This is a genomic window from Variovorax robiniae (assembly GCF_037889955.1).
Lineage (GTDB): Bacteria > Pseudomonadota > Gammaproteobacteria > Burkholderiales > Burkholderiaceae_C > Variovorax > Variovorax robiniae.
Window position 1 is genome coordinate 17,678 of the sequence record NZ_JBBKZS010000020.1, and the last position, 22,235, is coordinate 39,912.

21 protein-coding genes are annotated in these 22,235 nt (G+C 62.8%); 14 read left to right on the forward strand and 7 right to left on the reverse strand.

Going from position 1 to position 22,235, the window contains the following annotated elements; translation table 11 throughout:
• Window positions 1-151: 151 nt before the first annotated feature.
• Window positions 152-943: a bestrophin-like domain gene (locus WKW79_RS29675; RefSeq protein WP_340338829.1), complete on the reverse strand. Its 792-nt coding sequence runs from the start codon at window positions 941-943 to the stop codon at window positions 152-154.
• A gap of 554 nt (window positions 944-1,497) precedes the next feature.
• Here WKW79_RS29675 and WKW79_RS29680 point away from each other — a divergent pair.
• Window positions 1,498-2,247: an IclR family transcriptional regulator gene (locus WKW79_RS29680; protein ID WP_340338830.1), complete on the forward strand. Its 750-nt coding sequence runs from the start codon at window positions 1,498-1,500 to the stop codon at window positions 2,245-2,247.
• Window positions 2,248-2,327: 80 nt separating this feature from the next.
• Here the strand turns inward: WKW79_RS29680 and WKW79_RS29685 are convergent, their stop codons facing one another.
• Complete coding sequence (locus WKW79_RS29685; protein WP_340338831.1) at window positions 2,328-3,356, reverse strand: Bug family tripartite tricarboxylate transporter substrate binding protein; 1,029 nt, start codon at window positions 3,354-3,356, stop codon at window positions 2,328-2,330.
• A 117-nt stretch (window positions 3,357-3,473) separates the two neighbouring features.
• Between WKW79_RS29685 and WKW79_RS29690 the strand changes: the two genes are divergently transcribed.
• The 4 genes from WKW79_RS29690 (at window position 3,474) to WKW79_RS29705 (ending at window position 9,191) form a co-directional block, all read left to right on the forward strand.
• Window positions 3,474-5,597, forward strand: coding sequence for an acetate--CoA ligase family protein (locus WKW79_RS29690; protein WP_340338832.1), 2,124 nt, complete (start codon window positions 3,474-3,476; stop codon window positions 5,595-5,597).
• Window positions 5,598-5,611: 14 nt separating this feature from the next.
• Window positions 5,612-6,445 carry an enoyl-CoA hydratase/isomerase family protein gene (locus WKW79_RS29695; RefSeq protein WP_340338833.1) on the forward strand — a complete coding sequence of 278 codons (834 nt, stop codon included), beginning with the start codon at window positions 5,612-5,614 and terminating at the stop codon, window positions 6,443-6,445.
• Window positions 6,446-7,055: 610 nt separating this feature from the next.
• Complete coding sequence (locus WKW79_RS29700) at window positions 7,056-8,018, forward strand: tripartite tricarboxylate transporter substrate-binding protein (RefSeq protein ID WP_340338834.1); 963 nt, start codon at window positions 7,056-7,058, stop codon at window positions 8,016-8,018.
• Window positions 8,019-8,036: 18 nt separating this feature from the next.
• Window positions 8,037-9,191 carry an acyl-CoA dehydrogenase family protein gene (locus WKW79_RS29705; RefSeq protein WP_340338835.1) on the forward strand — a complete coding sequence of 385 codons (1,155 nt, stop codon included), beginning with the start codon at window positions 8,037-8,039 and terminating at the stop codon, window positions 9,189-9,191.
• 57 nt (window positions 9,192-9,248) lie between these two features.
• Here the strand turns inward: WKW79_RS29705 and WKW79_RS29710 are convergent, their stop codons facing one another.
• Genes WKW79_RS29710 through WKW79_RS29720 form a run of 3 tightly spaced genes read right to left on the reverse strand, consistent with a single transcriptional unit; the run spans window position 9,249 to window position 11,263 of the window.
• Entirely contained in the window at window positions 9,249-10,367 is a 1,119-nt protein-coding gene (locus WKW79_RS29710; protein WP_340338836.1) for a CaiB/BaiF CoA transferase family protein, read from the reverse strand.
• Window positions 10,368-10,387: 20 nt separating this feature from the next.
• Window positions 10,388-10,807 carry a MaoC/PaaZ C-terminal domain-containing protein gene (locus WKW79_RS29715; RefSeq protein WP_340338837.1) on the reverse strand — a complete coding sequence of 140 codons (420 nt, stop codon included), beginning with the start codon at window positions 10,805-10,807 and terminating at the stop codon, window positions 10,388-10,390.
• A 12-nt stretch (window positions 10,808-10,819) separates the two neighbouring features.
• The gene (locus tag WKW79_RS29720) at window positions 10,820-11,263 is read right to left on the reverse strand and encodes a MaoC family dehydratase N-terminal domain-containing protein (RefSeq protein WP_340338838.1); all 444 of its coding nucleotides are present in this window, start codon (window positions 11,261-11,263) and stop codon (window positions 10,820-10,822) included.
• A 99-nt stretch (window positions 11,264-11,362) separates the two neighbouring features.
• Between WKW79_RS29720 and WKW79_RS29725 the strand changes: the two genes are divergently transcribed.
• From WKW79_RS29725 to WKW79_RS29765, 9 genes are all read left to right on the forward strand, one after another.
• The gene (locus tag WKW79_RS29725) at window positions 11,363-12,112 is read left to right on the forward strand and encodes an IclR family transcriptional regulator (RefSeq protein ID WP_340338839.1); all 750 of its coding nucleotides are present in this window, start codon (window positions 11,363-11,365) and stop codon (window positions 12,110-12,112) included.
• 21 nt (window positions 12,113-12,133) lie between these two features.
• The gene (locus tag WKW79_RS29730) at window positions 12,134-12,883 is read left to right on the forward strand and encodes an SDR family NAD(P)-dependent oxidoreductase (RefSeq protein ID WP_340338840.1); all 750 of its coding nucleotides are present in this window, start codon (window positions 12,134-12,136) and stop codon (window positions 12,881-12,883) included.
• Between the two features lie 317 nt (window positions 12,884-13,200).
• Window positions 13,201-13,608, forward strand: coding sequence for a Zn-ribbon domain-containing OB-fold protein (locus WKW79_RS29735; protein WP_340338841.1), 408 nt, complete (start codon window positions 13,201-13,203; stop codon window positions 13,606-13,608).
• Window positions 13,605-14,753, forward strand: a complete 1,149-nt coding sequence (locus WKW79_RS29740) for a thiolase family protein (protein WP_340338842.1) — start codon at window positions 13,605-13,607, stop codon at window positions 14,751-14,753. The genes WKW79_RS29735 and WKW79_RS29740 overlap by 4 nt, the downstream gene beginning before the upstream one ends.
• Window positions 14,754-14,764: 11 nt before the next feature.
• Window positions 14,765-15,526, forward strand: a complete 762-nt coding sequence (locus WKW79_RS29745) for an SDR family oxidoreductase (RefSeq protein ID WP_340338843.1) — start codon at window positions 14,765-14,767, stop codon at window positions 15,524-15,526.
• 9 nt (window positions 15,527-15,535) lie between these two features.
• Entirely contained in the window at window positions 15,536-16,339 is an 804-nt protein-coding gene (locus WKW79_RS29750; RefSeq protein WP_340338844.1) for an enoyl-CoA hydratase/isomerase family protein, read from the forward strand.
• Window positions 16,340-16,371: 32 nt separating this feature from the next.
• Window positions 16,372-17,526 carry an acyl-CoA dehydrogenase family protein gene (locus WKW79_RS29755; protein ID WP_340338845.1) on the forward strand — a complete coding sequence of 385 codons (1,155 nt, stop codon included), beginning with the start codon at window positions 16,372-16,374 and terminating at the stop codon, window positions 17,524-17,526.
• An 85-nt stretch (window positions 17,527-17,611) separates the two neighbouring features.
• Entirely contained in the window at window positions 17,612-18,808 is a 1,197-nt protein-coding gene (locus WKW79_RS29760; protein WP_340338846.1) for a lipid-transfer protein, read from the forward strand.
• Window positions 18,809-19,292: 484 nt separating this feature from the next.
• A complete protein-coding gene (locus tag WKW79_RS29765; RefSeq protein WP_340338847.1) occupies window positions 19,293-20,063 on the forward strand; it encodes an SDR family NAD(P)-dependent oxidoreductase in 771 nt (256 codons plus the stop codon).
• Window positions 20,064-20,398: 335 nt separating this feature from the next.
• On the opposite strand, the gene WKW79_RS29770 is transcribed toward WKW79_RS29765, so the two are convergent.
• Window positions 20,399-21,331 carry an electron transfer flavoprotein subunit alpha/FixB family protein gene (locus WKW79_RS29770; protein ID WP_340338848.1) on the reverse strand — a complete coding sequence of 311 codons (933 nt, stop codon included), beginning with the start codon at window positions 21,329-21,331 and terminating at the stop codon, window positions 20,399-20,401.
• Between the two features lie 17 nt (window positions 21,332-21,348).
• Window positions 21,349-22,098, reverse strand: a complete 750-nt coding sequence (locus tag WKW79_RS29775; protein WP_340338849.1) for an electron transfer flavoprotein subunit beta/FixA family protein — start codon at window positions 22,096-22,098, stop codon at window positions 21,349-21,351.
• Window positions 22,099-22,235: the final 137 nt, after the last annotated feature.

Sequence of the window (22,235 nt, forward strand, 5' to 3'; positions counted from 1 at the left end):
AAGACTGCGAGTGCGTCCCCCCACCCACGGACCACCTCGATAAGAACGCGCTCGAGCGGCACAGGCAACACAACGATTGACGGAAGAAGGGAGTAAGCCCTACATTTCAACCTGCGTGACAGCGCCCTTGCGCTCCCGCCATGATCCAGTGTCAGCGACGCATCTCGTCCAGGACGCGCTGTATGGGTCTGGGGGACATGGTGATCGACCCGTAAAACGGAGAATCCAGTTCCAAGATCAAGTCGATCGTCGCCGCGATCAGCGCGGCTGCAAGTATCAGGCTGATCACGACCACCGCGTTGCGTGGCGCCCCGTAGCCGAAACTCGCGAAGATCATCGTCAGCCAGCAGGTCACCATCACCAACATGTGCACTGGAATCGATCCTTCGGACTGTTGCAGCACCGCCCAGCGAAGGGACACGATTCTTTCGTAGTCCTGCCTGGCGTTGTTCCAGAGCGCGAGATGTTCGGAGTCGGGTGGGGAGATGGCTCGGAGAGCTTTGCCAACGTGGTTCAGCATGTCCTCCGACAGCGGATCTGAGATGAGCGTCGGGTCGTAGCTCGTGGCCTTCCATTTCGACACGAACTCGGCATACGCCTTCAGACGCTCACGGCTGGCATCGGCCTCTGGGCCATAAAGACGAAGATTGCGTTCAAGCAAAATGAGTTCGGTCGCAAACGCGTGGACGTCACGGTTGACGCCGTCGAACCTGTTCTTGGCCGTGTTGAGCATCAGGCCGAGGACCAGCGAGGTCATCACAACGAAGATGCCGGCCACCAATCGGATCACGTTGGTGGTCTCGTCACCGCGGTGTTGGGAGCGAAAGCTGGCATAGAAAAACATGCCGGCCAGCGCAGCCGTCCCCAGGCAAAGAAACACGACGAGCGAAGCGATGAGCGGATTCAGTTTGTGCCCCTCTAGGCGGTGGGTGGCCGCCATCATCGCGGATTTCGCCGACAAGAAGAGCAGAACTATCGCTCTCCTAAGTCGCATTGCAGCAGTCTTGTCTATTTGCTGCTTGAGGCGCACTATGCGGATGCCACCGAGGTTGTCGGAACACGCTTTGCAATGCCGGGCGGGTCCGTCCGTGGCACGCTCTCACGTGCGTGCCGCTTGGTGGCACATCAATAGCGCCCACGGCGATGGCTTGTGGCGCGCTCCCGAAAGAGTTCGGGCGCTGCAATGCCAGTCGTCTGCTCGCCGTCGCTTCCAGTCACCCAACATTGCCATCGGCACGCCGAGTCGGCCTGGTGCCTCGTGGCTGCCAACCGATTCCGCCAGTCTGTTCACCTGGACCTTCGTCCGCGTACTGCCGCTTCGGCAGTTTGCCAGTTCGTATTTACATTCTCCAAAGCAGCTCCCCAGCCTTCTTGGTGAACGTGAAATTGAGCCGGGGCTGGCAGGGCTTCTTCGGCGTGATTGATTGTCACGGACATTCGATGCCTCGTATACTTTCTCCAATTCCTGAATTGCCGCCAGTCCGTTTCTGAAGACCCATGCCTTCGATAATTCCCGCCGTTGGTCGTACCATGGCCGCCTTCGAGGCCTTCGCAAGAGAAAAGCGCGACCTGTCCAACAAGGACATGGCACGCCTGCTGGATCTGCCCGACAGCAGTTGTCTGGACCTGCTCCACACGCTCCATTCGCTCGGCTACCTGCTGCGCACTCCCAAGAGCCTTCGCTACTACCCAACGGGTCGCTGGTATGAGATGGCGCGGCAGGTCAACGAGAATGATCCCATGCGTCGCATGGCGCAGGAAGCGGTAGATGTACTCGCCGAAAAGGCCAACGAAACGTCCTTCTTCGGGCTTTTGGACCAGTCGGGGGCTAAAGTCGTCGCCACTCAATCGACGCGTCTGCCACTTCGGTTGATTGTGGAGATTGGTGAACGCGCGTCCTTGCATGGCACGGCCCTAGGCAAGGCTCTCCTTGGGGCACTTCCTCAAGATCAACTCGAAGAATGGATGCAGCGCATAGACCTCGAGCCGCTGGCATCGCGCACAATCACGAGCAAGCGCAAGTTCCAAAAGGATGTCGAGGCAGCACGCGAGCGAGGGTGGTACGAGACCGTGGACGAAGGAGCAGAGCATGTCTCCGCGCTCGCGGTCTCCGGCTGGATTGCCGGACAGCCAGCGGCGATCACCCTGGCAGGACCCACAGAGCGGATCGCGAAAAATCATAAGAGCATCCTGCGTTCGCTTCTCGAGGTGCGAGAGGCTCTTCTTAGCAACGATGACTCGGCATAGCCAAATCGTCGGCTCTGTGCGTGGTAGGCGCTAAAAATTCCGTCGCGTAAATCCACGTGCCACGGAATAGAAGGCGCTGATCAGTCTGTCGGTTTCACGTTCTCGCGGCGCAGCATGTCGCCCCAACGGACAATCTCGGCCTGGAGAAACTTGTCGAAGTCGGCAGGGCCTTTCAGATCCACGACCAAACCGAGATTGCGCAATTGCTTGGCCACTTCAGGCTGCGCCACCGCCTGCACCGTCGCCGCTCTCAGCTTGTCGATGACAGTTGGTGGTGTTCCTGCGCGCGCCATCATCCCCACCCAAAAACCCATCTCGACGCCGGGGTAGCCCTGTTCCGCAAACGTAGGCACGTCCGGCAGCATCGACAGCCGCCTTGCCGACGCGACGCCCAGGGCCTTGGCGCGATGCTGCTCGATGATCGGGGCTGCCGAGGTTGCCGAGGCGAACATTACCTGAATGTGCCCGCCCATGAGGTCGCTGAGCGCTGGAGCACCTCCCTTGTAGGGTACCGCCGTCATCCGCACGCCCGCGCTGTTCTCCAGCATGCGTCCGGCAAGCTGAATCTGGCTGCCCGGCCCAAGCGAGGCGTAGCTCACCGAGTCCGGGGCAGCTTTCAAAAGCTGCACCAGCTCTTTCGCGTTGTTCGGCGCGAAATCCCTATTGGCAATCATCACCATCGGCGCAGTGCCAAGGAAGATGACAGGCGCGAAGTCCTTGATGCTGTCGTAAGGCAGTGTCTTGAACAGGCTCTGGTTGCTCGCGTGCGAGTCGAGTGCCAGCAGCACGGTGTAGCCGTCCGCGGGCGCCTGCGCCACTGCAGCCGTTCCAATGACGCCATTTGCACCGCCACGATTGTCGATCACTACCGCTTGACCAAGATTCTTCTGCAACTCCGATGCGATCGCCCGGGCCACCACGTCCGAGAAACCTCCCGGCGCGTAAGGCACCACCAGCTTGATGGGCTTGTTCGGATAGTCGGATTGGGCCAGTACCAAAGGAGATGCCAGCAATCCACAGGCAGTCAGCGAAATGCTTGCAGCGGAAGCGAGCAGGCGCCTGCGCTGAGGCGATTGCGCGGGCACATGTTGTTCGGGCAGGTGCTTCATGGTGTCTCCTTTTTGGGTGTAGCGGTTGGTTGATGGCTTGAAGGCGATTCAATACAAACGGGCGCATAGCGATGCGAGCCATTGTACAATGGCAGTTCCAAATAATGAAAGCGAGACATGACCGTTTTCCCTGATCTGTCGAAACTCGTGCAGCCTCGCAACCTTGTTGTTGTTGGCGGGTCGCAGAAGCCCAACAGCGAGGGCGCCAGGCTTCTCAACAACCTGGCAGCATCCAACCTGGGCGGCGAAGTCTTTGTTGTCAACCCAAAGATGACGGGCGAAGAAAAACAGCGCTGCTGGCCGTCGGTTTCCTCCATTCCCCCGGTGGCGATTGACGTGGCGCTTGTCTTGGTGAGGGCCGCGCTGGTTCCCGGGATCCTGCGCGAATGCGCCAACCGAAACATTCCTTTTGCTATCGTGATGTCCTCCGGCTTCGATGAGGCAGGACCCGAAGGGCAGGCGCTGGGTGCAGAGATCCGCGCGCTGTGCGCAACAGCCGGGCTGCGCGTCTATGGGCCTAACTGTCCCGGTCTCACGAACATCCGCGACCGCGTCGGGATGACCTTCTCGCCAGCCTATAAGACCGACATCCACTGCGGCCGCGTCGGCCTGGTCACACAGGGCGGCGGTGCGGGCCGCAATGTCTTGCAGGGCCTTGCCTTCGGTGCCGTGGGGGTAGGACTCTGGCTGTCGGGCGGCAACGAAATAGATCTGGGCTCCGCGGAATTCATCGCGCACATGGCGAACGATCCGGACATCGATGTGATCACAGTCGTGCTGGAGGGGATCAAGCATGGCAAACGCCTGGCGGCCGCCCTCGAACTCGCGCGCGAACGCGGTAAGCCAGTGGTGATACTGAAGGTGGGGCGCAGCGAGTACGGGGCCAAGGCGGCGGCCTCGCACACCGGATCCATCGCTGGCGCCGCGCACGTCAACCGTGCCGTGTTCCGGCAGTTCGGCGCGATCGAGGTTGACGATATCGACGAACTCGTCGCCGTGACTCGCCTCATTGCGAGCCCCGCGCGCCCAACATCGTCTGCGGTCGCGGTCATCACTTTTTCCGGAGGTGCTGGAGCGATGGCTGCCGATCATACGGGGCTGCAAGGGTTGCAGCTGGCGAATCTGGCACCCGACACCGTCTCCCGGCTAAGGGCCTGTCTGCCGCACTTCGCGTCCACGAGCAATCCAGTGGATGTGACCGCAGACGCGTTGAAAAACCCGGATTCGACGTCGGCCTGTCTGAGGGCCATCGCAGATGATCCGGGCGTGGGTGCGATCGTGATCCCGATTCCGGCCGACTATGCGGCGATCACTGATTCGCTGTCGCAGGTCGTCGCCGATGTGGCACTGGAAATTGCGAAGCCGATTCTCCCCGTGTGGATGAGCCGCCGGCTGGGGCCGGGCTTCGAGTTGATGGAGCAGCGCGGCCTTGGGCCGTTCACTTCACTTTCCAGCGCGCTGTCCGCACTGCGCAAGGCGGTCGGGTCCGGTGACCCAGTCGCGGCGTCCGTCGAAAGGGAGGGAGCGACCGATCCATCACAAGACTGCGCCGCCGACAGACTGTTTGCCAGCGGCGAAGCCGCCGCCAAGCAGATGCTTAGCCGTGCGGGCATACCAGTGCCCGAGGGCATCCTCGCCAAAACGCCCGAGGAAGCCGCCGACGCCGCGGAGAAGTTAGGTTTCCCCGTCGTCATGAAGGTGGCGAGCGAGCAGATTCTTCACAAGACGGAAGTCAACGGCGTTCGTCTGAGCATTTTGTCCACGCAGCAAGCGACTTCGACCTTCAGAGACATCGTCGGCACGGTCGGCATCCTGCGTCCGGAAGCCCGCATCGACGGCGTGCTAGTGGAGAAGATGTTCGACGAGCGCGGTCGCGAGATGCTCGTCGGCATCCATACTGATGAGGTATTCGGGCGCGTGATCACGGTCGGATTGGGGGGCATCTTCGTTGAGTTGCTCAAGGACGTCTCGCATCGGATGCTGCCTATCTCCGAGGGCGACGCGAAGCAGATGCTCGGCGAACTTCGCCATGCCGCGTGGCTCAATGAGTTCCGCAACCGCCCCGCCGCGGACATTGAGGCGCTGGAAGCACTACTAGTCCGGATCTCGTCGTTCGCAATGGAGCACACCGAGATTGAGGAAGCCGAGTTCAACCCGGTCTGGGTCGGCCCAAAAGGCGAGGGCGCATATGCGCTCGACGCGCTGATTCTTTCAACGACCCCACCGACTTTCAGTCAATAGGCATCTCGCAGCATATGTACGAAACGATCAAGTACGACGCCCAGGACGGTGTGGGCGTCATCACGTTGGACCGTCCGCGCGTCAAGAACGCCATCTGCATGGTCATGCGCCGGGAACTGGCGCACCTGATCGGCGAACTCCGTCTCGATCGCAGCCTGCGCGCGCTGGTCGTCACGGGCGCGGGAGGCAACTTCTGCTCAGGTGGCGATCTCGGTTCCCTGAACGACAGCGCAAGACTTGGGGAGGCATCTGCCGAGTCGCGCCGTCAGCGGCTCGTCGACATCAGCGGCCTGGTCAGCAACCTCCTGCAATTCGACCGGCCCGTCATCGCCGCGGTGCAGGGTGTCGCCTACGGTGCAGGCTTCGGTATCGCACTCACCGCTGACATCGTACTAGCCGCCCACGACGCGCGCTTTTGCCTCTCCTTCGGCCGCCTCGGGCTGGTTCCGGACTTCGGAGTCCTCTATTCGCTGCCGCGTGTGGTGGGAGTGCAAAAGGCCAAGGAGCTGGTTTTTTCATGTCGGGAGGTGCGGGCTGCCGAGGCGCAGCGCCTGGGCATTGTCATGGAGACGCATGCCCCAGATGACGTGCTAGCCCGCGCCATGGACATCGCGCGCAGTTTCACGCACGCCTCGGCACTTGCGCTCAGCCTTTCCAAGCGCGCGCTCAATGCATCGCCTACCAGCGACCTTTCGACGATGCTGATGCTGGAGGCCGATGGACAAGGCATCTCGATGAGCAGCGACTACCACCTCGCAGCACTCAAGCGCTTTCTTGCAAAGGAAAAGCAGCTCTTCGCATGGCCGCACGACGGTTCATCGAAACCCGCGAGCCCGGGAACGGTTTAAACAAGCGCTCTCACGACGCATGTGGTCCTTTGCAAGGCTTCGACGGCAAATTCGCGTTCTCCAAGCAGCTTTATGAATGCGGACGCTCGAGGCGCCCGACCGACTAGCTCTCAAGGTCCCGCAGTGCCGCCAGCACTTCGGCGAAGTCGCAGGACGTGATGACGACGCGCGCAACAACTCTGACCGCGCAGGCGCGCAGCCCGAACTATCATCGGCGAAAAGCCGCGAGGTCGATGTACATCGGCAGCACCTCGGCGATAGACGACGCGTACCGGCCGCCGTTGCCCATGAGCGCATTGCCGTCGAACAGCTCAGCGTTCGGCCTCGATGCGCAGTGTCTCGACAAGCCTGGCAGTCTGTTCGCTCGCTGGAGGCTGCCCACGAACAAGATGTTGCGAGGCCGTGCGAAGCGAGACAGACCTGGGATCGAGCATGGGGAGTGCTCGTACTTCCTCTTTAGCAGCACCAACCACTCAGCATCCAAACGAAGCGACCAACGCGCGCCATGTCGCATTAAGTTGCGAGTCACCGACCAACGAAATACAATGGGACGCACGCAAATGCGAGTACTCGCAGTGCGGGCATCCGATTTAAATAGACGGTGGCAACTATGAAGAGACTTTTCGCGTTAACCTTGGCCCTACTTGTCGGTGGCGCAAGCTATGCGCAAGGGAAGTTAACTTCCTTCCCTGTCAACCCGGTCAAGATCAACGTCGGATTCGCCGCAGGAGGGGGGACCGACCTGTTGGCACGCCACTACGCGAAGCGCCTCGGGGAAAAGCTGGGGCAACCCTTTCTGGTCGACAACAAGCCAGGCAAGGGCGGAGCGATCGCGGTATACGCGACGGCACATGCACCGGCCAATGGCTACACAATCGTGCTGGGCACCACCGGCATCGCCGTTGACGCTGCGCTCGGCGAGAGCAGCTACGATTGGCAACGCGATCTGGCGCCCATCGCGCTTCTGGCCGCCGCGCCGAACGTGCTGGTCGTGCCAGAGAAGTCTCCCATTCGTACCGTTGCGGACGTCATTCGCAAGGCCAAACAGACACACGTGACCTTCGGGTCTGCGGGCGTCACGTCGTCAATGCACATGACTGGCGAGCTGTTCAAGCAGATGGCGGGCGTCGAGATGACGCATGTTCCATATCGCGGCGCAGCTCCGGCCGAACAGGCCTTGATGGCCGGAGAAATCGATGTGATGTTCGACAACATCGCCGGGGCTGCAACCTTCATCGAGGCCGGAAAGTTTCGGCCCATCGCGATCAGCAGCAGTTCACGCAGCGCTGAACTGCCCAACGTCCCCACCATCGCCGAATCGGGCCTTCCGGGCTTCGAGACCACCGGCAGCTTTTTCCTGATGGCACCCGCGAAGACTCCACCAGAAGTCCTCAAACTGCTCGAAGTGGCAGTGGACGAAATCTCGGACGAACAGGACACGCAGGCCTTCCTCAAACGGATGCACATGGTCTCGTTGCGAGGTGGCGCCACCGCGGTGTCGACCCTCCTGCAATCCGACTACGCGAAATGGAAAAGGGTGGTCTCTGCAAAGGGCTTCGAAATTGACAGGTGAACATCGAGGAAATGTGAGATGGATTTTTTGCTTGATGCCACACAGATCGCGCTCAAGGATTCGTTGCGACGCTATCTGGAAGCAGAAGTGGCGCCCATCGTGCACAGCCACGAATCGGACAAGACACCCGTGCCGCGACCGGTCGTCGCAGCCATGCGCGATTTCGGCCTGATCGGTGGGCTGCTGCCGGAAGCCGACGGTGGCTTCGGACTTTCGATGACGACTTACGGCATGCTCATCACCGAAGTCGCCCGGGTCTGGCCATCTTTGCGAGGGACGCTGAGCGTCAGCAACCTGACGGCCTCGGTGCTTGCCGGCAGCGGTAGTCCCGTCCTGCGCGAAAAGTACCTGCCGCGTATCCTGCGCGGAGAAACCATCGCCTGCTTCGCGCTGAGTGAACCAAACATCGGCTCCGATGCGGCCAACGTCCAGACGCGCGCCGAGCGCACGTCCTCCGGCTGGCGCATCAACGGCCGCAAGTTGTACATCACCAACGGTCCGGTGTGCGATCTCGGCATCGTGTTCGTCAACACGCCATTGGCCGATGGGACGCGCGGCGTCTCCTGCCTGGTGTTCGAGAGCGGGATGCCGGGCTTCTCCTGCACACCACTCGGCAAGATGGGCATGCACAGTTGCTCGCTGGGTGAACTCCTGTTTGATGACGTCGAGGTGCCTGCAGAGAACTTGGTCGGAAGAATCGGCGGAGGCTTCTCGATCGCGAAGAAGTATTTGAACATCGGTCGCAGCATCGTCGGCTTTGCGTCGCTGGGGATCGCAGAGGTGGCGCTCGAAGCCGCGATCCGTTTCGCGAAGGACCGTGTACAGTTCGGCCGCCCGATCGGCTCGTTCCAACTCGTACAGCAAATGGTCGCGGAAATGATGACGCATGTCGAAACTTCGCGGCTACTGTGCTATCGAGCTGCCGACGCGCTTGACCGCGACCTTCCCGGCAATCAGATACTGTGCGCAATGGCGAAGCGATACGCGAGCGATGCAGCGCTGCGCGTCTCAGAACTGTCCCTGCAAGTTCATGGCGGTGCGGGCTACACCACGCTCTTCCCGGTCGAGCGCTACTACCGCGACGCGCGTCACTTGAGTATCGGCGAAGGCACCAACCAGATCCTGGGGATGCTGATGGCACAGGCTGAACTTGGGTTGTCCGCACTCAGGTAGCGCACGAATCGCGCATCTCGGCCGGAACGAGAGCCTGGGGCGAGGCTCTGTTACTTCTTAGACGCGGCTTTTCCATGCCGATTCCGGCTCGTCACCGTGAAGCTTCGCTAGGATTTCGTCCGTGTGCTGACCGTGTCGCGGGATCGGCCCGGGCACGCAGACACGGTCATCAAAGCGCGGCGATGGAACGGCTTGGAGGAAACCCTCGCGTTCGAAGTACGTTTCTCGCGCCACGTTGTGCGGATGGCGCGCTGCCTCTTCCGGGCTCAGTACCGGCGCGATGCATGCATCGCTTCCCTCGAACACCTTTTCCCACTCGTCGCGCGTGCGGGTCGCGAAGACGGCCTGCAACCGTTCCTTCAATTCAGGCCACCGGTCGCGGTCCCATTGCCGTTCGAAGTCCGGATCGTTCGCCAGATCGAGCTTCGCGAGCATCACCCGGTAGAACTGCGGCTCGATCGCTCCGGCCGTGAGGTAGCCGCCGTCGGCGCATCGGTAGGTCGCGTAGAAAGGCGAGGCATCGTGGATGCTCCTGCCGCGCTTTTCGCTGATCAGGCCCCTGGCCTTGGCCGCGAGCAGCAGATGGAGAGAATGCGCCGACCCGTCCACCACCGAGGCATCCACCACGCAGCCCACGCCCGTGCTGCGAGCGTTCAGGATGCCGCTCAGAATGCCGATGGCGAGATACAACGCTCCGCCGGCAATGTCTCCCACGACAGAGAACGGCGTGACTGGCGCCTGTCCTGCGGGGCTCGCGTTCCAAAGCGCTCCCGACAGCGAGATGTAGTTCGCGTCATGTGCGGCCATTTGCGCCAGGGGTCCGGATTGCCCCCAGCCAGTCATACGACCGAACACAAGACGCGGATTTCGCGCTCGACACGCCTGCGGCCCAAGGCCAAGCCGCTCGATGACGCCCGGGCGCATCCCCTCGATCAGGGCATCCGCACCGTCGACCAGACGCAGCACCGCTTCGCGGCCTTCCTCGGACTTCAGGTCCAGCGCAATGGCGCGCTTGCCACGATTGATGCAAGTCTCCGGGCCCAGGGAGCCGGCTCGTCCATCGGGACGCTGCACCGTGATGACCTCCGCACCCAAGTCGGCCAGATGCATCGCGCAGAAAGGACCCGGGCCAATACCGGCGATCTCCACGATTTTGACACCAGACAGTATGTTCATGATTCAGAGTTCCTTGACCTTCAGGCAAGCGCCACGACCGCTTCGCCCACGATCTTCTCTTCGCCGTGCTGGTTGGTGCATTTCAATGCGAGCTTGGCGCGCTTCTCGCCGTCCTGCTCGAACTTCTCGATAACGCGGCCGCTGGTGGTCGGGACGTCGTACAGCTGCGTGATGCCGCTGAATCGCATCGACAGGCTACGAATGCACTCCTGCGGCACCCAGCTAGTCAGAAGCCTCCCCACGTAGGCCGCGGAAAGCATCCCGTGTGCAAAGACGTCCTTCATGCCGGCGTCTCGCGCGTAGTCGAGATCGATGTGCAGGGGATGATGATCGGCGGATGCACCTGCATACAACGCGAGAGTCTTGCGCGAAATTGCAGGCAGCGTCAGTACGGGCAGGGTGTCGCCCACCTGGACGGCGTCGAAAGATGGTGCTGTCATTTGGGTGCTTCCTCAGGCGTTGCGTTGAACGACGATTGCGCGCAGGTCCGCGATGTGCTTGCCGCCTTGGTCGGTGACGCGCGTCTCCTTGACCAGGAACTCCAGCACGCCCCCCTTCTTCTCATAGATGTCCGCGACTTTCACGTCGAAAGTCAAGGTGTCGCCTGCGTACGCCATGGCGTGGTATTCGAACTGTTGCTCGCCATGAAGAATGCGCGCCGGGTCGAGCTTCGTGAGCTTGGCCGTCCCCACCGAGTCGAACGCGTCGCTTTCCAGGCAGAACAGGAAGGTCGGTGGGACCGGTACTGCGCGATGGCCAGCTTGATGAGCGGCTGCGGCGTCCGTGTAGATCGGATTCATTTCGCCGATGACCTTGGCGAAGAAGCGCAGTCGACCTTCCTCGACCGCAAGCGTTCGGGTCCCCAGGGATTGCCCTATCAAGTTTCTATCAATCATTTCGGCTCCTTTTCAGCTTTGATAGGTTGAATTCGAATGCGAGCAGCTGTATGCTACTACGAGTTGCTGAATCGACCAACCGCTTAAGAGATTTTCCAGATGCCTTCCTTAATTCCCGCCGTCAGTCGAGCGATGGCGGCATTCGAAGCCTTTGCACGCGAGAAGCGTGCACTGTCCAACAAGGAGTTGGCGCGCCTGCTGAACCTGGCCGACAGCAGTTGCCTGGACCTGCTGCACACGCTGCACTCGCTAGGCTATCTGATGCGTACGCCGCGCACGCTGCGCTTCTATCCGAGCGGGCGCTGGTATGAAATGGCGCGCCAGATTGGAGACAGCGACCCTCTGCGAGCTGTGGCGCAGGAAGCGGTCGATCAGCTCGCCGAGATGACCAACGAGACGGCATTCTTCGGTGTTCTGGATCAATCGGGAGCCAAGGTGGTGGCGACGCAATCCAGTCGCCTGCCGTTGCGCTTCATCGTCCAGATCGGCGAGCGCATCACGCTGCACGGCTCTGCGCTAGGGAAGGCCTTGCTGGGCCTGCTTTCGAGTGAAGAGTTGGCGGCCGAAGTCCAGCGGCTCAACCTACAGCCATTGACCTCGAACACGGTCACGAACACGAGGCAACTGATCGAGCAGGTCGAGCATGGGCGCCGCCAAGGCTGGTACGAGGCGAAAGGCGAAGGTGCCGAACATGTCTCCGCGCTGGCCGTCTCCGGGTGGCTCGCCGGACAACCGGTGGCCATTTCGCTTGCCGGCCCATCACAACGGATCGCCACCCATCACGACCGCCTTCTGCGGGCGCTGGGCGACGCACGCGACTCGTTGCTGGCTGAAAACGAATCAACTTAACTGAAAGAGCAGGAGTGAATCATGGATCTTGGATTGAAGGACCGTGCGGCGATCGTCACAGGCTCAGCGCGGGGCATCGGCGCAGAAACGGCACGCTTGTTGGCTGCCGAAGGCATGGCTGTCGTGATCACCGATCTCGACAATGAAGGGGCGGTGGAAACGGCGCGCGCGATCGAGGCGACCGGTGGCCGCGCTATCGGCGTTCGGTGCGACGTGCGCGACGAAGAGCAGGTGCGCGCCATGGTGGCCGCAGGCCGTGAAGCGTTTGGTCGCATCGACGTGTTGGTGAACAACGCCGGGTTGGTCAAGGACCGTTCGCTTCTCAAGATGGACGAAGCCGACTGGGATCTGGTCATCGATGTCACCCTCAAGGGCGCATTCCACTGCTGCCGGGCCGCGCTGCCCTATATGCACGAGAACAAGTGGGGCCGCATCGTCAACATCGCCTCGCGCGCTCTTTTCGGCAACCCCGGCCAGACCAACTATTCCAGCGCGAAGGCTGGCCTTGTGGGATTCACGTGTGCTCTTTCGGCGGAGCAGGCGAAGAACGGCGTGACCGTCAATGCCATCGCGCCGGGATATATCGAGACCGAGTACATCCTGGGCCTGCCGAATATCGACACGATCCGTCAGAACGCTCAGGCCAAGAATCAGGTGCCGTTTGCGGGCCAGCCCAGCGACATCGCCGGTGCCGTCGCGTTCATGGCATCGGAACGCGCGCGATACATCACCGGAACGACGCTGTTCGTCACCGGCGGGCGCTATGGCTGATGGCGAACTCGCGCTCGCGCCGATAACCTAGCGAAGTCCACTGTGGCGCTTCTCAGATATTGCCTGGCTCAGGTTCGCGCTGTCTCACGACATCCGGAGCGCGACTTGATTCCCGACATGGCCGCCGCAGGATCTGCGGTGGGCCTGGTCTGGTCCGGCTCGGTCTCGAAGCGACGAGTTGCCGATCTTTCGTTCGCCGTGCCCATCGGTGCGCGCGAAGCTTCTCCTGGCATGCCCCCCTGACGTGACCGTTTTCCTCTCGCCAGATCGTTGACCACGACGGCGGGACAACGCGCCACCCTAGTCAAAGGAATTCCATGAACATCACCCAAGGCGCAGTGGCAACCACGGCTTCCCAGCAACCCTGGCGCGAACGCGACGGCAAGGTCGTGCTGCTGGCCAGCCGCGTTGCCGGCCGCGAGACCTTGCACTTCCCGCCCATGCCGGCCACCTCGCCGCTGGCCGCGCGCAGCGAGTTGGTCGAACTCATCGGCACGCCGAGCCTGTACAGCTACACCGTCGTCCATTCCAGCCCCAAGGCCAACAAGGCGCCGCAGCCGCTGGGCCAGGTGGACTTTCCCGAAGGTGTGCGTGTATTCGGCCGCCTCGACATGCCCGGCGGCCGCCGCCCCGTGATTGGCGAACCGATGCGCGTGTGCATCGAGCCCAACGAGGCGGGTCCGATCTACGCCTTCCGTCCCGTCCATGAGGAAGCTCAAGCATGAAGACACCGATCTACATCGCCGGCGTGGCGATGACTCCTTTCGGCCGCCACGAGGCCTCGATGCAGGACCTGACCCAGACGGCCGTCTGCGAAGCGGTTGCCGATGCAGGGTTGGAACTGCCCGACGCGCAGGCCTTCTACGCCTGCAATGTGTTCGGCGGCATGGCGCTGGGGCAAGTGCTGCTGCGCGACCTGGATCTGCCGGGCCTGCCGATCTACAACGTGGAGAACGCCTGCGCGAGCAGTGCCACTGGCGTGCACCTGGCCTGTCACGCGCTGGCGGCCGGCGTCTACGACACGGTGGTCGTCTTCGGCGTGGAGAAGCTCACGGCACTGGGCGGTGGCACGATCCCGCTGCAGCGCAACGACTACATGACCGAGCTCTATGCGCGTGCCGGTTTGACCTTGCCGGCGGTGTATGCGATGCGGGCGACGCGTTACCTGCACGAGTTCGGCGTCGACGCCGATGTGTTGGGCGAGGTCACGGTGAAGAACCGCCGCCATGGTGCACTCAACCCCTATGCGCAGACACGCACCGAAGTCTCGATCGACGAGGTGATGAACTCGCGCATGGTGTTCGATCCGCTCACCTTGTTGCAATGCTGCCCGTCCGCAGTGGATGGCGCAGCGGCGCTGGTGCTCACGACGCGCAAGCCGACGCAGCGTGCCAGGCCCGTGCGCGTGCTCGCATCGAGCATCCAGTCCGGCCGCCTCGAAACCGGTTGCGACGACATCCTCGCCGCCGAGATCACCGCGCGTGCGGCCCGCAAGGCCTACGAGCAGGCGGGGATGAAACCCGCGGACCTCGACGTCATCGAACTGCACGACGCCTTCTCTATTGCCGAACTCATCTACTACGACGCGCTCGGCCTGTGCGAACGTGGCGAGGCGCACGAATTGCTCAAGAGTGGCGGCACCACCTTCGGCGGCCGCGTCACCGTCAACCCCAGCGGCGGCCTGCTCGCCAAGGGCCATCCGCTCGGCGCCAGCGGCGTCGCCCAGATGGTCGAAGCCGTGTGGCATCTCGAAGGCCGCGCCGGCGAGCGGCAAGTGCAGGGCGCTTCGCTCGCACTCACCCAGTGCACCGGCGGCGGCATCGCCGGTGTCGATCACGCGGCATCAGCCGTCCACATCCTCGGAACCTGAAGTCAATCACCATGGAAAAGAAAACTTTCGACAAGCGCGTCGCCATCGTCACCGGCGGCGCCCAGGGCATCGGCCTCGGCCTGACGCACGCGCTGCTGGATCAGGGCTATGCAGTCGCGATGTTCGACCTCAACCAGGACGAGATGAACGCGGTCATCGAGCGCGCCGGCGCGGACGCCGAGCGCCTGATGGGCCTGAAGGTGGACGTGACCTCCGCCGCGCAGATCCGCGATGCGGTGGCACGCGTCGCGCATCAATGGAAGACGCCCGACGTGCTGGTCAACAACGCGGGCGCCACGCGCGACAAGCGCATCGTCAAGATGAGCGAGGAGGACTGGGACTTCGTCATCGACGTGAACCTCAAGTCGCAGTTCCTCTGCGCACGCGAAGTCATCCCCGGGATGATCGAGCAGGGGCACGGCCGTATCGTCAACATTTCTTCGCGCGCCTGGCTCGGCGGCTTCGGGCAGGCCAACTACTCGGCGGCCAAGGGGGGTGTCGTGAGCCTGACGCGCACCATGGCGATCGAACTGGCCAAGCACGGCATCACGGCCAACGCCATCGCGCCGGGCGCCATCGACACGCCGATCCTCGCGCCGCTCAGCGCCGAGCAGCGCGGCAAGATCATGGGCACGATCCCTGTTGGGCGGCTCGGGCAACCGGCGGACATCGCCCATGCGATGTTGATGTTCGCGAGCCCGGAGGCCTCGTACATCACCGGGCAGACGATCTACGTCTGCGGTGGTCGCTCCTTGTCCAGCCCCAGCGCCTGAGCACACGACATGCCGATCCAGTACCGCTTGGAGGGCCACGTTGCCGTCGTCACGCTCGATGCGCCCGATTCGCTCAACGCGCTGGCCATCGATGACCTGCTCGCGCTGCGGCAGCGCCTTGCCGATTGCCGTGACGATGATGCCGTGCGTGTCATCGTGCTCACGGGCGCCGGCGAGCGGGCTTTCTGCACCGGCGCCAACCTCAAGGCCACGCTGCCGCCCGCAAGTGGATTCGCAACGGGCAACCTGCGCGGTCGCGATGCCGAGGCACGCATGGGCGGCTACACGCGGCTCATCGACCTCAGCGATCTGGAGCTCTGGAAGCCGATGATCGCGGCCATCAACGGCTATTGCCTTGGTGGCGGCCTGGAGCTGGCCTTGCAATGCGACTTGCGCATCGCGGCCGATAGCGCCTCCTTCGCGCTGCCTGAAGCGAAGGTGGCAAGCATTCCCGCCGTTGGCGGCGTGCAGTACCTGCTGCGCGCGATTCCCGCAGCACATGCGATGAAGCTCGCCCTGACCGGCGACCGCATCGATGCACAGGAGGCAGCCCGCATCGGCCTCGTGAGCGACGTGGTGCCCGCCGTCGCGCTCATGGACAGCGCCATGGCCATCGCACAACGCATCGCAGCCAACGGCCCGCTGGCCGTGCAGACCATCAAGCGCCTCGCAGTGCAGACCGCGCACCTCGCGCCACGCGATTTCGTCGAGCAGTCGAACCTGCACTGGGGCCTGCTGCGCGACAGCGAGGACCGTATGGAGGGCCGCAAAGCCTTCGCGCAGAAGCGGTCGCCGCAATTCCGCGGGGCCTGATTGCACCGCGACAACAACACAAGAGACACCTCATGAACTTCTCCCTGAGCGAAGACCAGGAAATGATGGTCGCAGCCGCGCGACGCATGTCGCAGGAGCGCATCGAGCCCGTGCTGCGCCAGCACCCCATCGACAAGCCGCTGCCCAAGTCGGCCATGCTCGAGATCTATGCCGTGCTTGCCGAGCTCGGCATCACCGCGCCGCGCGTTCCGGTGGAAGCCGGCGGCGGCGGGCTCAAGATGCTCGACTACGGGATGATGATCGAGCAGCTTCCTCCCGTGGTCGCGCTCTCGCTGATCTCGCACGAAGGCACCATCTCGCGCATCCACGCGGGCTGCCCCAAGGACATCCGCGAGCGTTATCTGCCCGACCTGATCGCCGGCCGCAAGATCGCCTGCACGGCCAATACCGAAGCAGGTGCCGGCTCGGATTCCGGCGCGGTGCGCACGCGGCTCAAGGTCGACGGCGAACATGCCTTCGTAACCGGCAGCAAGATGTGGATCACCAATGCCTCGGTGGCCGACGTGATCAACGTCTCCTGCACCCTGGGCAACGACGACAACGGCCGTCCCATCGCGCGCCGCGTGCTGATGGACCGCAGCGAATGCGAGTTCGAGGTGCGCGAGACGCCGGTCATGGGTCTTCAGCAAGGGCACTTGAGCGAAGTAGTGTTCGAAGGCACGCGCGTGCCGGTCGGCCACATGATCGGCGAGGCCGGCGATGCGGCCAAGACGCTCACGATGGCATGGAACGGCAACCGTCCTCTCCTCGGGCTGATGTGCGTGCATCTGGCGCAGAAGGCCTTTGACCTCGCGCTGGCGCATGCCAAGGCGCACAAGCAGTTCGGCAAGCTTATCGCGGCGCACCAATTGGTGCAGCAGGACCTGGCCGATGTCGAGACGCTGATCGTCACCGCGCGCCTGCTCTGCTACAGCGCACTCGATGCGATCGACCGCGGCGTGCGCGCCAACGGCAGCTCGGCCATGGCCAAGCGCTATGCGACGCAGGCCTGCGAACGCGCCATCCAGCTTGCGATGCAGGTGCATGGGGGCATGGGCATCAGCCAGGAACTGGGCATTGAGCGCATGTGGCGCGACGCGCGCATGTTCCAGGTGCCGGACGGCATGAACGGCATCCTGGCCTTGATCCAGGGCCGCGAACTGGTGGGCATCGGCGCCTTCCGCTGAATGCCTCTGGCCTCTACGACGACAGAAATGAGCAAGAGATGAAGAGCAGGACGAAATCCGTGTTTATCAATTGGAAGGAAATGGCATGAGCAAAAAGGTCTACGTGGCCGGGGTCGGCATGATCCCGTTTCAGAAGCCCGGCGCAAGCGGGACGTATGTCGAGATGGGTTCCGCGGCCGTGCGCCGCGCTCTCGAGGACGCAGGCATTGAGTACAACAAGATCCAGGTTGCGTACTGCGGCTACGTTCACGGGCCGTCGACCTCTGGGCAATCCGCCCTGTACGAAGTCGGGATCACCGGAATCCCGGTCATCAACGTCAACAACAATTGCGCGAGTGGCTCCTCTGCCTTGTACCTTGCACGACAGGCCGTGCAACACGGCGTGGCCGAATGCGTGCTTGCACTTGGCTTCGAGCAGATGCGACCGGGCGCAAGCGATGCTGGCGCATCGATCTGGAACGACCGACCACCGTCGCTGGGCACGGCCAGAAAGGTGACCGAGCAACTCGCCGACGACCTGTCGGAACTCCCTCTTGCGCTGCGCGTTTTCACCGCCGCGGGGCGTGAGCACATGCAGCGCTATGGCACGAAGCTCGAAACCTTCGCGAAAATCCGCGCGAAGGCGAGCCAGCACGCGGCAAGGAACCCGCTTGCCCTGTTCCGCAAATTGGTCACCACTGAGCAGGTGATGGCCGAGCAGGCCATGTGGCCCGGCCTCATGACGCGCCTGATGGCCTGCCCTCCGACCTGTGGTGCTGCCGCGGCGCTGATCGTGTCCGAGACTTTCGCAAAGAAGCACAACCTGCGCACAGACGTTCACATCGTCGCCCAGTCGATGGTCACCGATGCGCCGGGTTCTTACGAGCCGCTTTCGATGATTCGCGTCGTCGGTGCCGATATGACGCGTCGAGCTGCGCAAGATGTCTACGAGCAGGCGGGCGTCGGGCCGGACGATATCAAGGTATGCGAACTGCACGACTGCTTCGCGCAAAACGAATTGATTACCTGCGAAGGACTTGGGTTCTGTGATGAGGGTGAGGGCGAGCGGTTCGTCCAGGCCGGAGACAACACCTATGGCGGAAAGGTCGTGATCAATCCCTCCGGGGGCCTGCTCTCCAAGGGGCATCCGCTAGGCGCCACTGGCTTGGCCCAATGCTATGAGCTGACGCACCAGATGCGTGGCACGGCGGACGCCCGCCAAGTAGAAAGTGCGCGCTTCGCGCTGCAGCACAATCTCGGCCTCGGCGGCGCGGGCGTGGTGACGCTGTACGCGCGGAGTTGAAATACTGCTCGAGATGTGGCGATTTGTGGCCAACGGGTATTGCAGCTTCGGCCCAGGACGGTGTTGCCAAGAACCATATTCGCAGTTGCCCGGTTCGGTGTGCGGGGCTGCGGTGAAGCCTTGCGCCCACGTGGCGAGGGACTATCGGAAGCCGACATCCAAGAGTCCCGACGCGATCGTCGTGCTTAACGCCACGATGGCCAGTTGTCTGCTGATGCTCGGCAGGAATCTTGAGGCGCGACAAGCGCTCACGAGGCTGTTTGCTGATGAGATCTATCGCTCGATGGAAGGGCGCAGCATTGAACATTTCGGTCCAATCTAGTGCACTCTGGCCTTCAATGAACGGCGCTTCGGGGTTCCGGCGCGCATTCTCGGGTACCCACAGCTGTCCGTGAGGTGTGCCCCCATCCCATTGGGAGGGCGCGCGCACACACGGGGCTGCCTACGATCCAAGACTTCAAATTGACTTGAGAAGGAAGCGAACATGGATCTGGGTGCAATGCTTGCGGGCAAGCGGGTGCTGGTGACGGGAGCCTCGTCGGGGCTCGGAGAAAACTTCTCGCGCCTGGCGGCCCGGAATGGGGCCAAGGTCGTGATCGCAGCCCGTCGCAAGGCCAAGCTCGATGCGCTCGCCGAAGACCTCGCGAAGCTCGGCGCAGCGCAAGTCACCGTCGTCGAGATGGACGTGGCCTCCGAGCAGTCGATCGAAGCGGCATTTGCCGCGATCGACGCGTCGGGCGACATGCTCGACGTGGTCGTCAACAACGCGGGCGTCGCCGGCTCAGGCTCGGCGTTGGCGCTGCCTATCGACGAATTCGACGCGTTGATGGCGACCAATGTTCGCGGCGTCTGGCTGGTTTCCGTGCAAGCCGCAAGGCGTTGGAAGAAAGCACGCCGCGGCGGCTCCATCGTCAATATCGCGTCGATCCAAGGCGAGCGCGTGATGCCCGGCATCGCGCCCTATTCGACCTCCAAGGCCGCGGTCGTGCACATGACCAAGAGCCTGGCACTCGAATGGGCGCCCTTCGGCATCCGCGTCAACGCGATCGAGCCTGGCTACATCGGCACCGAGATGACGGACGGCATGTGGGAGACTGAACAGGGCAAGGCACTCATTTCCCGCATTCCGATGCGCAGGCTGGGCAAGGCCGAAGAACTCGACGGACTTCTTCTGCTGCTTTCCACCGAAGCCGGATCGTGGATGACCGGCGCCTGTGTGCCGGTGGACGGTGGGCACCTCTGCTCGTCGTTGTGAGGCTCGCGTTGCCACTCTTTGATTGGCTTTTTGCGTTCGACTTGCGGCAGTCGTCGTCCTGTCGAAAAGCGGCGGCACGGGTCCATACGGGCGAAATGACCCAGTGGCGTGGACTGCCGGCGGGGTGAGCTGGTCCGGCTTCGCCCGGGCCGCGACCGGGCGGAAGCAGCAACCCAAAGGTCCCTCCGCGGTTTTTTCTGAGCGCCTTGCAAAGTGGACTTCCAGCTTGCACGCGTCTCGTTGTAGAGCTGCAGAGTTAGACGAGTGGCTTCGTCGCGATGGTTTGTCCTTGAGACGACGAGCGGTTCACGGCAGCAGAAATTTTGCTTGGATGCTCAAAATGCGCCCGCGAGCTCTGGAACGGCCGTGAACAGGTCGGCCACCAGGCCATAGTCGGCCACCGAGAAGATCGGGGCTTCTTCGTCCTTGTTGATCGCCACGATCACCTTGGAGTCCTTCATGCCGGCCAGATGCTGGATCGCGCCCGAGATGCCCGCGGCGATGTAGAGCTGCGGCGCGACGATCTTGCCGGTCTGGCCCACTTGCCAGTCGTTCGGGGCGTAGCCGGCGTCGACGGCTGCACGGCTGGCACCGAGGCCGGCGTTGAGCTTGTCGGCCAGCGGGGCCATGACTTCCTGGAACTTCTCGGCGCTGCCAAGTGCGCGGCCACCGGAGACGATGATCTTGGCGGCGGTCAGCTCGGGGCGCTCGCTCTTCGTGACTTCACGGCCGACGAAGGTCGACTTGCCGCTGTCGGCGACGCCGGCTGCGTTCTCGACCGCTGCGCTGCCACCCGTTGCAGCGGCGGCATCGAAGCCCGTCGTGCGCACCGTGATGACCTTGGTCGCATCGGCGCTCTGCACCGTGGCGATCGCGTTGCCCGCATAGATCGGGCGCTCGAAAGTGTCGGCGCTCACGACCTTGGTGATGTCGGAGATTTGTGCCACATCCAGCTTGGCGGCCACGCGCGGTGCGACGTTCTTGCCGTTGGCGGTCGAGGGGAACAGGATGTGGCTGTAGTTGCCAGCGATCGCGAGCACCTGGGCTGCGACGTTCTCGGCGAGGTTCTCTGCCAGGCTCGGGCTGTCGGCCACGATGACCTTGGAGACGCCCGCGATCTTCGCGGCGGCGGCACCGGCTTCCGCGGCATTGGCACCGGCCACGAGCACGTGGACGTCGCCACCGCAGGCAACTGCGGCGGTCACGGTGTTGAGGGTCGCCGGCTTGACGGTGGCGTGGTCGTGTTCGGCAATGACGAGTGCGGTCATGTTCTTGTCTTTCCTCTTCAGATCACTTTGGCTTCGTTCTTGAGCTTGTCCACCAGCGTGGCCACGTCGGGCACCTTGATGCCGGCACCGCGCTTGGGCGGCTCGCTGACCTTCAGGGTCTTCAGGCGCGGCTTGACATCGACGCCGAGGTCTTCGGGCTTGAAGGTGTCCAGCTGCTTCTTCTTGGCCTTCATGATGTTGGGCAGCGTGACGTAGCGCGGTTCGTTCAGGCGCAGGTCTGTGGTGACCACGGCCGGCAGCGAGAGCGAGATGGTTTCCAGGCCGCCGTCGACTTCACGCGTGACGTTGAGCTTGTCGCCGGCCAGCTCGACCTTCGACGCGAAGGTGGCTTGCGGCAGGTCGGCCAAGGCAGCCAGCATCTGGCCGGTCTGGTTGGCATCGTCATCAATGGCCTGCTTGCCGAGGATGACGAGTTGGGGTTGTTCCTTCTCGACCAAGGCCTTGAGCAGCTTGGCCACGGCCAGGGGTTGCAGTTCCTCGGAGGTCTCGACCAGGATGCCACGGTCGGCGCCGATGGCCATCGCGGTGCGCAGGGTTTCCTGGCACTTGGCGTCACCGCAGGAGACGGCGATGACTTCGGTCACGATGCCCTTCTCCTTCAAACGGACGGCCTCTTCGACGGCGATTTCGTCGAAGGGGTTCATGCTCATCTTGACGTTGGCGATGTCGACGCCGGAACCATCGGACTTCACCTGCACCTTGACGTTCGCGTCCACGACGCGCTTGACCGCTATCAGGGCCTTCATCTCTTTCCTAGCCTTTCCATGATTGCTCCAGTTGCGAAACGCAGTGGATTTGCCGAACGATAGCCCGAGCGCTCTTGTCCACTACCCACCATTAGAGAGGGGGGTAGGTGCGCAGGGGCACAACCGCTCCGAAAGGG